Genomic DNA, 15,743 nt, shown 5'->3' with positions numbered 1-15,743 from the left:
TCCTGGCGCGGTGGCTCTAGTTCTTCTGAAAGCCACCGTTCTCATCTTTATTTAGTCTAAACTCCAGTGATTAATGCTAATTGTCCAGGTGATAAAGCACTTTGACCGTAGTCAGCTCGAAACAAGGTAATAAAGTCAGCATCCAAATACAACACTCCTAATTCGTCACGCATTTTCATATATGGGTTTCCTTTGGGAAAGGAGGTTCGTGCTACGGAGGCGGTGATTTCTGGAATCGATGACCAGTCGCGTGGGTGAAGAGTCATAATAAATTATTTAATATGGTGGATGATTACACAATCATTCTGCCTATTCAGGACGGCGATATCTGAGGGGTTAAACCCCTCAGACATTCACCAACAGTCTCTTTCAACCGCATCTACACAAACGAAGTCTGCCTCCGCAGACTGAAGATTAGATAATTTTATTTTAACCACTCATTCTTCAACCCGCGGAGGCGGGTTTTGTTTGTGTAGCCGCGAATTCCATTCGCCTGGTCTTATTTTCACTGAGATAATTCTTCAACCCGCGGAGGCGGGTTTTGTTTGTGTAGCCGCGAATTCCATTCGCCTGGTCTTATTCTCACTCCGCTATTTTAGGGTTTTGTTTGTGTAGCCGCGAATTCCATTCGCCCGGTCTTATTCTCACGAATTCCATTCGCCCGGTCTTATTTGCCCTCCGAAAATGTCAAAACAAACGCTAGATTTTCTTCAGCTTTCAAAGCGTGGGGCGCTCGTGCAGGCATGAATACAAATACTCCCGGTTCCAAAACTATATCCTTACCTTCGAGGGTCAAAACTCCTTTTCCTGCCACTACATTTATTGTGGCATTTCGCGCTGAATGGTGTTCTGAAATGTCCGAACCTGCTGCCAAACAAAGTAAAGTATGCTGACAATTATTGTCTTTGACTAAAATTTTAGTCAGCACTCCGGTGGCGGGATATTCGATTGTCTCTCTGAGTTGGATTGATGAAGATTGTAGCGGTAAAATGGTAGCAGTCATAACTTTTTACTCCGTTAAAATTGTTTTTGAGCACAGATGATGATATAGCCTAAATCCTCTTGGTAGTGCTGGAAAACTCGACGCATTGCTAAGATGCGATCGCGAATTTGCGATCGGCTTAAAACATTCCACAAAATCCGCGCAGTACCCACAAACCCTTCGTCATCAAGCATTCGCCGCAAGTTGAGAAGTCCCATCCCCCCGGTTTGACACTTTTCTAATTGCAAACCCGCGTTTTGACAAACAGCAATCCAGCCCGACTCAGACAAAGGTGTTGAATTAACCCTAATCACTTCTGATAAAGCTTTGTGAATTTCTGATTCTCGGTTTCTGGCTAAAAGTTCGTGAGACAAAAACTTGCCACCTGGTTTTAGCCGATCGCCAATTCCTGATAAAATCTTTGCTTTCCCCGACGGCGACTGCATCGTCAGGATAGCTTCAGCCAACACCCAATCAAACTCTTGGGTAATCCGATCCAAGTGCAAAATATCTCCTTCGATAATTTCCACTCGATCGCTCAAACCCGCTGCTGCAACGTTAGCACGGGCCCGCGCCACACTGTCGGGATTTTTTTCAACTCCCACTACTTTTACACCAAAACGTTCTGCAAGGGCGATCGAGCTATATCCAAAACTCGCCGCCAACTCCAAAACAGTATCCCCAGGCTTAAAATCCGCCAATTCTAATAACATTTCTGTAGCAGCTTTTCCCCCCGGCCTCAGCATTGTCTTACCAGCCGCAGCCAGCACTACATGGCCCGGCGCAGTCTTAAAATTGAGAGTAGTATCGGTCATTGACTTGAACTCCTATTTAAGCTTACCCTCAGCTTGCCAGATTCTCCCAAATCTGTCTATGAGCTAACTCATATTCAAATTATTGTAAGGTGCGTCAATCTCCTGTATTTTTGAAAATTATCCCAAAAATTTCGAGAGGCTGACGCACCCTACAATAGCGGGAACTCACCTAATTAATTAGGAAAGTCCCAGTTGCAATTGATCTCACTAGCTGCACCGCTAATCCTAGGATTTGGGCAATAAACCAGCACCCAAATTCAATGCTATCCGATTTTAATTAGCTACAGGGCTGAAAAGATTTTCTTGTTTAAATAATGCGATCGATTGCAGACTATCGGAATCAGCATCCCAAAGAATGAACTTGAAACAATCAGGTATCTCCCGAATTGTCAGAATTCTGGAATTACCAAGCAGGTGAATATTAGCATTGTGACACGCCTGAAGATTGTAATTGGGGATACGCTCAGACAGATGATGAATATTGTGGTAAGCAATATCAGCCGAAAACCAGTTGAGAATAGTTGGTAATTTTAGGTAACTACTGCCTTCAATTGCACCCATAAGGTAGTCCCAACCCTCTGTTTTATGAGCATAGGAACCCTCAAAATTATGCTGGACAAAGAAAATACAGATAAATATCGCTGCCGAACAGGTCATGACAATTGAGTAAACACTCCAGAAAAAGCCAACCCCAAGTAAGTTGCTGAGATAAATCCAGCTACCAACAACACAAATATTGTTGAATAGTAAATCCCAAAATTCAGCCGTAGTATACCAATGTTTGGATTTATAAGAAGCAATGATTGCAGATAAACCCATCCCAAAATCTTTATTGAGACAAGCAAACATATGTCCTATAAAACCACTAATTCCCAAGATAAGCGCTAATCTGGGCTTAATAATTAGATAGAAAAAACCACCAGGAAACAGCATCAATGGATGTCTGAGTAACTGATACATCTTTTGACCAAATGGACTTAGCGCCGCAAATTGTTCGGTGGATATCAACGCCGAAGGGCCTCGGTACATATCCCAATTACCATTGTGTTTGTGGTGATAAGCGTGTCCCCTCGACCAGGGGTACTGAGGAATCGCATTGATGATACCTAGCAAAAAACCCACGGTGCGATTGACCTTTTTGGAACTAAACAGAGAATAATGTCCGCAGTCGTGCATCAAAGAGAAACAACGGCCCGAAAAAAGTGTCATTAACACGATTATCGGTGGCAGAAGCCATACAGAAATTGCAGCAGCTTTAAATGCTAAAAACCCTAAAAATGTATAGGGAATTACTGTATTTAAGATTTGCCAAGTAGCTTTGAAGTTGTTGCTCTTCATATAAGGAGATAGCACAAAATCCGACTTTTTGATCGCGCTTTTCATTCAGTATGTTTCTAGTGTGGATAAGTGCTGAACAGAGAATTAGAATGGGGTATTTTGCCCTTGTAAAAAGTTAATGGCAGTTTTATTTTAACCCATGCTTAATAAACCTGCTGATAATATTGAGTTCATTGTCTTCTCATTTGGCTTGTATCGTACAGTTGAAATTCACCCCAACACTGACGTACTTGGTCATAACAATCAACCGGAGGAATCGCCAACCGTTGCAGCAAATCGATTTCTATTTGACCGTCACCTGTTAGCAGTATAATAATTTCTTGGGTGGGATTGTAGGTGGCAATGATTTGAAGTAAATTTGAGATAGCGGATGGCTCTAATTCGAGTCGTCGTAGATAATCTGTTACTGATAATTCAGTGAGGAATTGCAAGTAATGCGGAATTGTATCAACCTGCCAATTCACAGGTGTATTGACGGGCAGACTTACATCACAAACCGCCATACCTCGACCAACGGTTAAAAATCCATTCCAAGCTGTGTATCCAATTGTCAGCATATTTTGGTGTATGAACTGATTCTGCCAATAGCCAAAGCTACCTTGCCGCTTGTTATCTTCAACTTGCATTGGCTTGATCCCCCAGCACTTTAGCATATTTCACCATATTTTTCAGCGAGGGAACAGTCTGAAATAAAGCATCTGTCTCTGATTTCCCACTCGCAAATGCTGCCAGGGCCTTCTTAACTTCTAGGTTTTTACCAATCCGAGGATATCTCAATGTCTCAGCTATAATCGTCATAACTCAACTTACTTCAATGATTAAATTTGTGAAAATTGACAGCAAAAATATACTGAGGTTGAGTAAAAACCCTTACAAAGTTATGATGATTTTACCGTAGAATAGCGACAGACTACAGGGAAATAGTTAGCGATTGGTGGACGATCGCCTTTTATTCACAGTTACGCAGAAACTATTACCGACTAAAATCTATTAGGGAGCGGTGAAATTATATCAATATCGTTCTAAGTCAATAGATCGATCGCCATCATAGATCAATTTTGAGAAAGCTGAATAAACCATCATCTATGCCTCGTAGACGAAAAAGAACAGGTTTGCGATCGGCGGGCCTTCTGACTAAGAGACTCTATAATCTCATCACAGTTGCGGGACAGCGCCGGATTTACGCCGGACTTTCCCCGTTTCTTCCAACGGTTGCTTTTCGTTGGAACCGATTTTTGCACATCCATCAGGTTATCACAATTATGACTTGTTTGCATAAAAAACTGTGAAACGTGCCACCAGCGCCACAAATCGCTACTGTTTAGGCGCCAAGCTGTAACTCGATCGCACTCTCAAACATTCAGCGAGTCCCATCTTTTTATCCGTTGGGAGGGTGATGCGGGCGATCTCAGTTTTGAATTTGTGCGAGCTTAAGAGCTCGCGAGTTGTACAATACGCTAGCTCTTAAGCTCGCACGCTCAATAAAAAAATGCTTTTTGCAAAACCGAGATGCTCGCGATCGTTCTTTGTGTTCGGAGCTCTGACTTGCTACAATTTAGTCGCACGTAACTACAAGGGATTGTAAGCAACCCCGGTCTAAAGACACGGGGCTTCAGCCAAATAAGTTGAAGCCGTGCTTACCAGCCTAAGTCTTAACTGACTACGTTTTGAGGGTCACGACACCCTGAATTGCGAAGCTAGATTCTGGCTCTGTCATCTGCAATTAAACAGTCTTAAGGTCACTGAGACAGTGTTGCAGGTCTAACAAGCCCTCAAAACATTGGCGAAGCTAACGTTACTGAAAAGGAGAGACACAACAATGTCTATTATCAAGCCCAACTACATTTTTGTTCTTGACACTAATCGCAAACCTTTAACGCCCTGTCAACCATCTTTGGCTCGAAAGTTACTAAATGTTGGCAAGGCTAAAGTGTTCAGGTTGTACCCGTTCACAATAATTTTAAACAAGGAGGTAGCTGACATACCAGAACCTTTAGCCCTGAAGATTGACCCCGGTTCTAAAACGACGGGATTGGCAATACTTTTAGGATGTAATCTGATTTGGGTAGCCGAATTAACTCACCGTGGTCAAACAATTAAAGCGTCATTAGATTCGAGGCGTTTATTGCGTCGTGGACGTAGAAATCGACATACAAAATATCGTCAAGCTCGATTTCTCAACCGCACACGCCCCAAAGGTTGGTTGGCTCCAAGCCTTCAACACCGTGTTGAAACAACTCTAACTTGGGCGAACAAGTTATCAAAAATTGCGCCAATTAATACGGTTTTTCAAGAATTGGTTCGGTTTGACTTGCAGCAGATGGAGAATCCTGAAATATCAGGAGTGGAATACCAACAAGGCGAATTAGTAGGTTACGAAGTTCGTGAGTATCTGCTCAATAAATGGGAGAGGAAATGTGTTTACTGTGCCGCTGAAAATATACCGCTACAAGTTGAACATATCCAGCCAAAAGCTAAAGGCGGTACAAACCGAATTTCTAATTTGTGCCTGGCGTGTGAGGCTTGCAACACCAAGAAAGGAACTCAAGATATTCAGGTATTTCTTAAAAAGAAGCCAGATGTTTTGAAGAGAGTCTTAGCTCAAGCCAAACGACCCTTAAAAGATGCGGCGGCTGTAAATTCAACGCGGTGGGCATTGTTAAATAGGTTAAAGAAAATTGGGTTGGAAGTTGGCACAGGTTCGGGTGGTTTGACTAAGTTCAATCGAAGGCGAATGGAATTGCCAAAAACTCATTTCTTTGATGCTGCTTGTGTTGGTATTACTCCTGAACTTTTAATATTAGCCAATCAGCCTTTAAACATTAAGGCAAGTGGGCATGGTTCAAGGCAAATGTGTCGCACTGATAAGTTTGGTTTTCCATCTCGATATGTACCTAGATTTAAGTTCGTCAAGGGCTTTCAAACGGGTGACATCGTAAAAGCTGTTGTCGCTGCGGGTAAAAAGATTGGAACTTACACGGGTAGGGTCGCTGTTCGCTCAACTGGCAGCTTCAATATCTCAGCGGTACGAGGATTGATTCAAGGAATCAGTCATAAATATTGTCAGCAAATTCATCAAAAGGATGGCTACAACTATGGATTTTGATATTCGCGGGATACTAAAGTATCCCGTGTCGCTTTTCCTCCCAGGGCTAAAGCCACTGGGTTTCCAAGCTCCCGCGAGGTTTTTATGACCGAACTATTAGATGAGACGCTTTCTATAGAAATCGCCACTCGCATCAAAAGCAACCGCAAAAACTGCTTTGATAACGCTTCCAAAGCAGCATTAACCACCGAAGGCGCAGTCTACGTCCAAGGATTTTTAGCTGCACCCGGATCACCTTACAAACCCATCGAGTATAGCTGGATTGAACTCAACGATCGAATTGTTGACCCAACTTTTCCGCATCTCGGCTTCAGCGCTCAAGACATTCATTACTTCCCAGCCCAGCGATGGAGCGTTAAGAAGCTCAAAGCAATTTTAGATGAATCAAAAGAAGATTATCCAGAAGATGACCCGCTACCGGTTTACGGAAATCAACCCTATGAATATTACGGCGATGTCATGTTAGGCGGTAAAGATTACCAAAATGCTTACGATTTGGCTGCGCTTAAATGCAGGGAATTGAACCTACCCAAAAAAACGGAATTGAACTAATTCAGGACTTACTAAAAAATGGTTTTATATCAAATTTGGTAGCATCGGAACGATTAAACCGCGAAGACTCTGATAGCGCGTAAGAAAGACGTACATCTTCTGATTTCTCTGACTTCGCGTTTTTAGCGTCTTCGCGGTTCATTCGATCTTACCACCTATTAGTTATCATTCTGATACAACCGAATTTGATATTACACACTTACAACGGCTGACAGAAATTAAGTTTGCAGCATTCGGTTCCTGCGAACCGACTTTATAAATCAGGAAAATGCAAATCTAGAATAATTAAAAGCAGACAATAACGGATCTAACTTTTGTTCCAACATCAAATCAGCTAACAATTTAGCCGTCACCGGAGCCAACAAAATACCGTTGCGATAATGCCCCGTCGCCAGTGTCAAATTCTCCCAAGCACTCGCACCCAAAATCGGCAACTCATCAGTCGTAGCAGGCCGAAATCCCCACCATAACTCCAGAATTGGATAATTTTGTAATTCTGGATATAACTGCATAGCTCCTGCTAGCAAGCTTTGGATTCCCGCCGCAGTATTTCCCGAAGTAAAATCCACATTTTCGCTAGTTGCACCAATAATAATTCTCCCATCTTGACGCGGCACAATATAAATACCGGTGCCAAATAAAACTGTTTGCAGCGGCTGAATGATTCCACAATTTTCTGGGACGCATACTGACAGCATTTGCCCCTTTCTGGGAAAAATAGGAACATTTAACAACTGCTCAGACCAAGCTCCAGTCGCCAAAACATAACGGTCAGCTTGCAATTTCCCTACCGTTGTTTCAACACCCAAAACTCGATTTTGCTGCCTAATAATTTGCCCTGCACTGCCTTGAATAATATTAATTTGCAATTCTTTGGTTGCAGTCTGAAGTGTCCGAAATAAAGCGCGGTTGTCTACTTGAGCATCGTCAGGATACCACCAACCACCAATTACTTCTTCACCCAATCCTAACTGCTGCTGGCGAACAGCATCTCTGTCCAACCATTGAGAGTTGAGGTTTGACAAAAATGGCTGTTCTTGAAACTCATTTTTACACACAGGCGCGAGAATTCCCGATCGCCAATATCCCGTTTTCAATCCAGTCATCTCTTCTAGCCGTTCCACCCAGGCTGCATACAGGGCGCGACTTTGCAAGCACAAATCTAGCATCGGACTGGGGGGAATCCGTTCGGCTTGGGGGGCGAGCATTCCGGCTGCAGCCCGCGCCGTCGGTTGTTTAGAATTGGTGGTGAGAACGGCGACAGATGCCCCTCGCAACTTCAGTTCAACTGCTAGGGAAAGACCGATGATTCCGCCGCCAATAATCAGAATATCTTGAGATGAATTCATTGACTTTTATGTGGACTTTCTGGCTGGTTTTACCTCTGGGTCTTAGGGTGTTTTTTATTGACCGCAGATCAAAAGTAGATAAACACAGATAAACGCAGATGCTTTTTAAGATTGTTTATGACTTTGCTAATGCAAATGTCTTGAGAATTTTTGGGCAAGTCTTACATATTATCTTGCAAGCCGATCGGGCGATCGGCCTTTTTTCACAAAAAATCTATGCTTGCGGTTTCCAGACAGTTTCCGAGCCCTGACCCCAAAAACCATCATATTTTGTCACCTTAATATCGCCTAAAACCTTAGTTTGGCAGGACAAACGGCGGTTCGATGCGGGAGAATGGGGAGGAAGCGAAAGTCGGGCTTTTTCGCGCCACTCGGGCTCGGAAACTTCACCCTCGATGCTGACGGCGCAGGTGCCGCAAGTGCCTAGCCCGTGGCAGTTGATGACTTTGGCGTTACCATTGTAGAGATCGATGCCGTTTTTGAGCAAAACTTCACGGAGATTCGATTCGCGATCGCACTCAAATGTTTTTCCTTGCGCTTGTACCTTAACCACAGCAATTACCCCAATTAGATTTATGTTAATTTTCCTATATATTATCGCATTTATTTCAAATAAATTCATCTAATATAATAAGTCATATATTACCAATTTCTCTCTCCAAACTCCCCATGACAAATCGGCTCTGGATCTACGATACCACACTGCGAGACGGCGCTCAGTGCGAGGGACTGTCTCTATCTCTCGAAGACAAACTGCGAATTGCCCGTCAGTTAGACAGTTTAGGAATTCCCTTTATCGAAGGCGGCTGGCCGGGAGCTAATCCTAAAGACGTACAGTTTTTTTGGCGGCTCAAAGAAGAGCCACTAACTCAAGCAGAAGTTGTAGCTTTTTGTTCCACTAGGCGGCCGGGAAGAACCGCAGCTAATGATGAAATGTTGCAGCCTATTTTGTCAGCCGGTACTCGGTGGGTAACGCTGTTTGGTAAATCGTGGGATTTGCACGTTATTGAAGGTTTGAAAACGACCCTAGATGAAAATTTGGCGATGATTCGAGATACCGTTGAATATTTGCGGAGTCAGGGAAGGCGCGTTATTTACGATGCCGAACACTGGTTTGACGGCTACAAACACAATCCCGATTATGCTCTTCAAACTTTAGCAGCGGCGGCGGATGCCGGTGCAGAATGGCTGGTGCTTTGCGATACTAACGGCGGCACTTTACCCCACGAAGTAACTCAAGTAGTTCGCGATGTATTAGCATTTTTAGCAACAAAAAGTACAACATTTTTACACTTAGGAATTCACACTCACAACGACTCGGGAGTTGCGGTTGCTAATGCTTTAGCTGCTGTGCAGGAAGGCGTGACGATGGTGCAGGGAACTATTAACGGTTACGGCGAACGCTGCGGCAATGCCGATTTGTGTTCTTTGATTCCTAATTTTCAGCTTAAATTGGGTTATAATTGCATTAAAGACGAGCAATTAGTTAAATTAACTCAAGCCAGCCGATCGATCAGCGAAATTGTCAACCTTGCTCCCGATGACCGTGCTCCTTTTGTCGGTCTTTCGGCTTTTGCTCACAAGGGCGGCATTCACGTATCGGCTGTTGAAAAAAATCCGTTAACTTACGAACACTTGGAACCCGAAAAAATTGGTAATATACGGCGAATTGTGATTTCTGATCAAGCTGGTTTGAGCAATGTTTTGGCGAAGGCCCGCACTTTTGGAATTGAACTCGATCGCAAAAATCCTGCTTGTCGCCAAATTCTGGAAAAATTAAAAGCTTTGGAAAGTCAAGGATATCAATTTGAAGGCGCTGAGGCAAGTTTTGAATTGTTAATGCGGGAGGCTTTGTCACAGCGCCAGCGGTGGTTTGAAATTAAGGGATTTCAAGTACACTGCGATAAGGTTGGCGAAGATTGTACGGCTTTAGCAACTGTCAAATTGTCAGTCAACGGTACAAATATTCTGGAATGTGCGGAAGGAAACGGCCCGGTTTCCGCTTTGGATTCGGCTTTGCGGAAAGCTTTGGTGAATTTTTATCCGGCGATTGCACATTTTTATCTGACAGATTACAAAGTGCGAATTCTCGACTCTGGTGCGGGTACTTCTGCTAAAACGCGCGTTTTATTGGAATCGAGCAACCGCCAGCAGCGGTGGACAACTGTAGGGGTTTCTACGAATATTTTGGATGCTTCTTGTCAGGCGGTTGTTGAAGGTTTGGAGTACGGTTTGGTGCTGGACAATCAAGAGGCGATTCCCCTAGTTTGTCGGGTTCATTAACTAAGAAGATTGGGCGGTGAGATAAAATACCGGGCGGTTTCTAACCGCCGTTTTATCTACTACAATTTTGTTTAAGGATGCAAAAACTCTAAATGATCTCCGGGAACAGATCGCAATCTAGCCGCCGATCCTTGCACTTTCAACCTGCCGCGTTCTAACATGATAATCCAATCGGCGCGATCGATCACTCGCGGCCTGTGACTGATAAAAATCGTGGTTTTCCCGTGCCGGTACATCAGCAAATTTTCCAAAACTTCCGCCTCGCTGGCGGGATCTAGCCCTGCGGTAGATTCGTCTAAAATCAATACGGGCGGGTTGTTGAGAAGGGCGCGGGCGATCGCCAATCTCTGTCTTTGTCCCCCAGAAATATTAGCTCCAAACTCCCCTAAAACAGTTTGATACTTATCAGGTAATTGGCTGATAAACTCATCAGCCCCCGCAAGTTTACACACTTTCACAATCTGTTCAAAGGTAGCATCTGGACTCCCCAAACGAAAATTATCTATAATCGAACGGCTCCAAAAATGCGCTTCTTGAGGAACTAGAACCACCTGCTGTCTGAGACTGTCTAGAGACAAATCTTGCAAATTGTAGCCGCCAATTCTCACATTACCAGATTGCAGCGGATACAAACCAGCAATTACCTTAGCAAGCGTACTTTTTCCGCAACCAGAATAGCCGATTAAAGCAATTGCTTGACCCCCAGGAAACGTCACAGAAAAATTTTCCAGCAAGTCAAGTCTACCGGGATAGTGAAAATTCACATTCTTGCAAACAATCTCATCGCGACCTTGAATCGTGACCGCAGGTTTATTACTATCATTCTTAGTTTCCGGTGCAGCATCAATCACTTCTGAAAGCCGTTGAGTTGCTGTCTTAACGCGAGTCATTTCATCACTAAATCCGACCAAAGAATTTACCCAAGTAGTAACGTTTTGATTCATGCTGATAAACGCCAGCAACTGACCGATACTCAATACCTTGTCAATCACCAAACCGCTGCCCAACCACAGCAAAGTAATGCCGCCCGCAGAAGCAATAAAACCAGAAAAAATATTATTGAGGATGCCAATTTGTGTAGTGCGAAAAGTGAGATTTGCTAAGCGACCAAAGCGGCTTTGAAATTCCTCCCAAAGTTGCTGGGCACTGCTAGTAGTTTTTACAGTCAGCGCGCCTTTAAACGTTTCGACTAAAACGCCTTGAGTTTCTGCTTCCAGCACAAATAAATTCCTCGTCTTTTGCTGCAATACTGGCAGAAAGACTACTGTAGATGCAGTCATTAATAGAGCGATCGCTGTTGCAGCCAACGTTAGTTGCGGGCTGTAAAACAACATAAAAATAAAAGAAACTACCGCTATAAAAAATTGACTGGGCAAGCTGATAGCTACTTGAGAAACTAATTTATTTATTTCTTGGATATCTTGTAATCTACTGACGATTTCGCCGCTGCGTCTGGTTTCGTAAAAGCTCAAAGGCAAGCGCAGAAATTTGCGCCCAAACTCCATCACCAATCCTAACTCTAAACGCTGGGAAAATTGAGCAATTAAGTTTGACTCAACTAATCCTAAACTGCTGCTAAAAAAATTCATAATTATAACTGCGATCGCCACACTTGCCAAAAGTTGCGTGTCGCCCCGCACCAGGATGTCGTCGGTGAGCAGTTGAACTAAAAAAGGCGACGAAATCGACAGCAAACCCAACACTACATTCATCAACAATGCTTCGATTAAAATGTGGCGGTAAATCCCAACCCGGCGCATCCATTTTTGTAAGGAATTGGCGGGCGGTTGACCGTCTGCTTCTGCAAAAAACCGCTCTGGATCTGGGTCTACTAGCAAGCACAGCCAATCTGTCCAACCCGCTGCTAATTCTTCTTTAGAAACATAGCGCAGACCAATGGCGGGATCTGCGATCGCATATTTATTGCCCTGTTTTCCGTACAAAACAACCCAATGATACCCGCTCCAGTGAATAATGGCCGGCAAAGGTGCTTCATCAATTTTGTCTAAAATAGCTGCGGCTGCTCGCACCGATCGAGCATTAAAGCCGATCGCCTCAGCCCCCTGTTTCAAGCCCAGTAAAGTCGTCCCCTTTTGACCGGTACCGGCAAATTCTCGCAAGCGGCTAATTGTAAAATTCTGTCCGTAATATTTGGCGATAGAAGCCAAACAAGCCGCCCCGCAATCTTCTTCGCTTTGCTGGAGAACAACCTGATATTTCTTAAACCTGTTTACTTGTCCGAATAATGGCATTTTGCCGATCAAAGGAATATTCTTTAACATTTGGCGAATTGAATAATGAGTAGAGCATAATGAACACTACTCCTCACCCACTACCCAATCAGCAAAAAGCACCCATAAAGTTATGGGTGCTTTTCAATCAAGAGTTAGAGAGCTGAATTCACAGCCCTAAACTTTATGAGTAGCCGTAGCGGACTACTCTTCTGAAGGAACCGTCGCAATTCCGGCGGTACACTACCCAACTGCGGCGGCGTCCGCGGTTACAGTCGTTGTAGTTATTATTGGCATAATAGTAACCGCCGTTGACGCTAGCTGATTCTTCTGGGGTGAGTTCAGCAAACAGTGAATTTTCCTTAGTGTCTTTCATGATTTGACTCCTTTCAAGGTTAAAAGTTTTTAACAGAAACTAGAAATTATTTAAAATTTCTACAGCCTCGCTTAAATAAAGCACCATGAAATTATGGGTGCTTTCTCGATCGACAGTTAGAGAGCTGAATTCACAGCCCTAAACTTTATGAGTAGCCGTAGCGGACTACTCTTCTGAAGGAACCGTCACAATTCCGGCGGTACACTACCCAACTGCGGCGGCGTCCGCGGTTATAGTCGTTGTAGTTATTATTGGCATAATAGTAACCGCCGTTGACGCTAGCTGATTCTTCTGGGGTGAGTTCAGCAAACAGTGAATTTTCCTTAGTGTCTTTCATGATTTGACTCCTTTTAATTTGACAAGATGGAACGAGAACTATAAGTTTTATAAGTTTTATATAGCCTCGTGTAATTACTAACTAATAGTTCTTGAAGTGCTGTGCGAGTTCCGGAATGTTACTGAGATATTTTCCAAATTTCTTTCGATCGCGCTACCAGACTCACCTATCTAGACTATTAGGGTTTTGTAAGGGCGCGATCGGTTCGGATCGTACAGATACAACTGGTTCGGCTGCGGCATGAAAAACAGCATATTGAGGTCATTGCTGCTGTTTTCGCTCCCGCTGTTGCTGTTATTACTGCTGACACCGCTGGTAGGGCTGCCACCGCTGACAGTAGCCGATTCTCGTTCGGTGAGCTCGGTAAAGAATGAATTTTGTTGATTTTCCGGCATGAGGAACTCCTATTAATACCTATGTACTTACTTACGTACATCTCCCCAAAAAACCGGGTAACAGCGCCAAAAATCATTACTGAAATATCCTAGTTTCATGAATGTTGCCCGCTTTGTCCACCATTCTTGATGTTTGGGGAAATTTGCGGGTGGGGACAGCAAAGCTGTGCGGATTTTGACCTTAACCCCGTGAATTTTGATTTATATAGTCATGGACGCACTCCTTGTCAGACACCGGGTTTTTTGACGAAAATCTTTGGTTGCAGCCCGCAGACTCGATCGAAAACCCAGTTTCTTCGGGCTTAATTGGTAAGCCGTATTAGACTTCTCAACCTATCCTTGGTATCCGGAAAACGGAAAATCAATATGACAAAAAAAATAAACGATCGCTCTCTTCCTTTTCATTTTACTATTTGAAATGAGAGATGAAAACATTGAAAATAACCGATTTTATAAGGGTTTAGAGCTTGTATACAGTTGCATTGTTTTTTAGAACTGGTATCAAAACTCAAAACTATCCTCCTCCCCCCCAACTCAAAGCTCAAAACTCAAAATTATTCCTCTCACCCCAGCACCCACCATGTCTCTCACTCCCGAACCCACACCCGCTGAAACCTTTAATAACGACCAGTTTTTGCCCCCTGTCAGCCGTTGGACAAGTTTGGGGGGAATTTTGATGGTGGCCACCTTTGGCGGGGCGATCGCCCTGGCTAGTGTCACCAAATACAGCGCCACAGTCAAAGCAGAGGCGATCGTCCGTCCCGCCGGAGAAGTGCGCGTCGTGGAAGCGGCCACCGAAGGAACCGTCGAAAGCATTGCTGTCAGCGAAAATCAGACAGTGAAAGCCGGAGATACGATCGCAGTTGTAGACGGTTCGCGTTTGGGAACTCAAAACAAGCAATTCCAAGACATTATTAATCAGTCTCAAGCAGCAGCACAGCAAATCAACCAGCAACTGCGCGACTTGGAAAATCAAATTTTGGCCAGCGCCCAACTTAAAAGCACCCAAAACGGAAGTTCCGCCGAACAGGAATTAGTCGAATCCGCTTTAGTCAAAATCGCCGCATCGCTGCCGGATGTTGCCGAGAAACTGGGTAGAAGTCGGCGGGTTTTGCTCGTCAAGCGATCGACCATCCAACAACAATTGACTCAAGCTAAAAAACAGCTAAATCAAGTTGAGTCACAACTCAAAAATAGTGTGATCCGCGCCCCCGCTGATGGTACAATTCTCAAATTGGAAGTACAAAATACCGGTCAAACCGTACAAGCCGGCAGCGCGATCGCCCAAATCGTCCCCAGCGACGTACCCCTGGTAGTCAAAGCCAAAGTCACATCCCAAGACATCGCCCGCATCCAAATCGGTCAACCCGTACAGATCAGGATTTCGGCTTTACCCTTCCCCGACTACGGCACATTGAAAGGAACAGTCAGCGAAATCGCCCCAGATGCGATCGCCCCTCAAAATCCCGCCAATAATTCAGGTGGATCTTATTACGAAGTTTCGATTAAGCCAGAACAAACCTATTTAACAAAACTCCAATCCACCAGCCGTCAATTCTTCGGAAATTCCCAGGTAAATGTCCCCCGCCAGTATTCAATTCAATCGGGAATGGAGGGCAGAGCCGATATTATTACGGGCCAACAAACAGTCCTCACATTTATTTTACGTAAAGCCAGGTTGCTGACAGATTTGTAATTAGTCATTAGTTATTTTGAGACTGCGGTTGAAACCGTACACTCTTCAACCCGCGAAGGCGGGTTTTGTTTGTGTAGACGCGGTTTCAAGAGACTGTTGGCGAATGTATGAGGGTGACACCCCTCCTACATCGCCCTCATCAACAGGCAGAATGATTGTGGGTAGTAATAAATATGTAGTGAGATTTAATTACAGTAATTGAATACATCAATACTTCGGACAGTTTTTAAGCAGCAAGAGTACCATAGGATAGGACTGACGAGAGGTTAGGGTGATTTAAAAT

The 15,743-nt window shown here is 44.0% G+C and carries 15 protein-coding genes, 1 pseudogene and 1 riboswitch; of the genes and pseudogenes, 4 read left to right on the top strand and 12 right to left on the bottom strand.

Going from position 1 to position 15,743, the window contains the following annotated elements; genetic code table 11:
* Positions 1–65: 65 nt before the first annotated feature.
* The 6 genes and pseudogenes from QUA01_RS26670 to QUA01_RS26645 all read right to left on the bottom strand — a co-directional run.
* Positions 66–266 (bottom strand): annotated as a pseudogene (locus QUA01_RS26670) (IS5-like element ISAva5 family transposase); the annotation flags it as partial.
* Between the two features lie 401 nt (positions 267–667).
* Positions 668–1,003: a cupin domain-containing protein gene (locus tag QUA01_RS26665; protein WP_333093507.1), complete on the bottom strand. Its 336-nt coding sequence runs from the start codon at positions 1,001–1,003 to the stop codon at positions 668–670.
* Between the two features lie 14 nt (positions 1,004–1,017).
* Positions 1,018–1,797 carry an SAM-dependent methyltransferase gene (locus QUA01_RS26660; protein ID WP_333093508.1) on the bottom strand — a complete coding sequence of 260 codons (780 nt, stop codon included), beginning with the start codon at positions 1,795–1,797 and terminating at the stop codon, positions 1,018–1,020.
* A 273-nt stretch (positions 1,798–2,070) separates the two neighbouring features.
* On the bottom strand, positions 2,071–3,180 hold the full coding sequence (locus QUA01_RS26655) for a fatty acid desaturase (RefSeq protein WP_194066971.1): 1,110 nt from the start codon (positions 3,178–3,180) through the stop codon (positions 2,071–2,073).
* Positions 3,181–3,305: 125 nt separating this feature from the next.
* A complete protein-coding gene (locus QUA01_RS26650) occupies positions 3,306–3,761 on the bottom strand; it encodes a hypothetical protein (protein ID WP_333093509.1) in 456 nt (151 codons plus the stop codon).
* Positions 3,751–3,933 carry a hypothetical protein gene (locus tag QUA01_RS26645; RefSeq protein WP_194066973.1) on the bottom strand — a complete coding sequence of 61 codons (183 nt, stop codon included), beginning with the start codon at positions 3,931–3,933 and terminating at the stop codon, positions 3,751–3,753. Before QUA01_RS26645 ends, QUA01_RS26650 begins: the two co-directional genes overlap by 11 nt.
* A 305-nt stretch (positions 3,934–4,238) precedes the next feature.
* Positions 4,239–4,383: riboswitch (cobalamin riboswitch) on the bottom strand.
* 571 nt (positions 4,384–4,954) lie between these two features.
* Between QUA01_RS26645 and iscB the strand changes: the two genes are divergently transcribed.
* Positions 4,955–6,241 carry an RNA-guided endonuclease IscB gene (gene iscB / locus QUA01_RS26640; protein WP_333093511.1) on the top strand — a complete coding sequence of 429 codons (1,287 nt, stop codon included), beginning with the start codon at positions 4,955–4,957 and terminating at the stop codon, positions 6,239–6,241.
* A gap of 84 nt (positions 6,242–6,325) precedes the next feature.
* On the top strand, positions 6,326–6,793 hold the full coding sequence (locus QUA01_RS26635) for a hypothetical protein (protein ID WP_333093512.1): 468 nt from the start codon (positions 6,326–6,328) through the stop codon (positions 6,791–6,793).
* 260 nt (positions 6,794–7,053) lie between these two features.
* Here the strand turns inward: QUA01_RS26635 and thiO are convergent, their stop codons facing one another.
* Together thiO and QUA01_RS26625 are read right to left on the bottom strand one after the other, a co-directional pair.
* On the bottom strand, positions 7,054–8,142 hold the full coding sequence (thiO, locus tag QUA01_RS26630; protein WP_333093513.1) for a glycine oxidase ThiO: 1,089 nt from the start codon (positions 8,140–8,142) through the stop codon (positions 7,054–7,056).
* A gap of 214 nt (positions 8,143–8,356) precedes the next feature.
* On the bottom strand, positions 8,357–8,695 hold the full coding sequence (locus QUA01_RS26625; protein ID WP_194066975.1) for a 2Fe-2S iron-sulfur cluster-binding protein: 339 nt from the start codon (positions 8,693–8,695) through the stop codon (positions 8,357–8,359).
* A gap of 116 nt (positions 8,696–8,811) precedes the next feature.
* On the opposite strand from QUA01_RS26625, the gene cimA reads away from it, so the two are divergent.
* Positions 8,812–10,425, top strand: coding sequence for a citramalate synthase (gene cimA, locus QUA01_RS26620; protein ID WP_333093514.1), 1,614 nt, complete (start codon positions 8,812–8,814; stop codon positions 10,423–10,425).
* 71 nt (positions 10,426–10,496) lie between these two features.
* On the opposite strand, the gene QUA01_RS26615 is transcribed toward cimA, so the two are convergent.
* From QUA01_RS26615 to QUA01_RS26600, 4 genes are all read right to left on the bottom strand, one after another.
* Entirely contained in the window at positions 10,497–12,707 is a 2,211-nt protein-coding gene (locus tag QUA01_RS26615; protein ID WP_333093515.1) for a peptidase domain-containing ABC transporter, read from the bottom strand.
* A gap of 133 nt (positions 12,708–12,840) precedes the next feature.
* Positions 12,841–13,032: a hypothetical protein gene (locus tag QUA01_RS26610; protein WP_333093517.1), complete on the bottom strand. Its 192-nt coding sequence runs from the start codon at positions 13,030–13,032 to the stop codon at positions 12,841–12,843.
* Positions 13,033–13,177: 145 nt separating this feature from the next.
* The gene (locus QUA01_RS26605) at positions 13,178–13,369 is read right to left on the bottom strand and encodes a hypothetical protein (protein WP_333093518.1); all 192 of its coding nucleotides are present in this window, start codon (positions 13,367–13,369) and stop codon (positions 13,178–13,180) included.
* Between the two features lie 170 nt (positions 13,370–13,539).
* A complete protein-coding gene (locus QUA01_RS26600; RefSeq protein WP_194065364.1) occupies positions 13,540–13,764 on the bottom strand; it encodes a secretion protein HlyD in 225 nt (74 codons plus the stop codon).
* A gap of 580 nt (positions 13,765–14,344) precedes the next feature.
* Between QUA01_RS26600 and QUA01_RS26595 the strand changes: the two genes are divergently transcribed.
* Complete coding sequence (locus QUA01_RS26595) at positions 14,345–15,460, top strand: HlyD family secretion protein (protein WP_333093519.1); 1,116 nt, start codon at positions 14,345–14,347, stop codon at positions 15,458–15,460.
* Positions 15,461–15,743 lie beyond the last annotated feature (283 nt).

Source organism: Microcoleus sp. S36a_B3, assembly GCF_036700745.1.
Taxonomy (GTDB): domain Bacteria; phylum Cyanobacteriota; class Cyanobacteriia; order Cyanobacteriales; family Microcoleaceae; genus Microcoleus.
The sequence above is the reverse complement of the archived record's forward strand: the minus strand, read 5'-3'. Positions and strand labels throughout refer to the sequence as shown.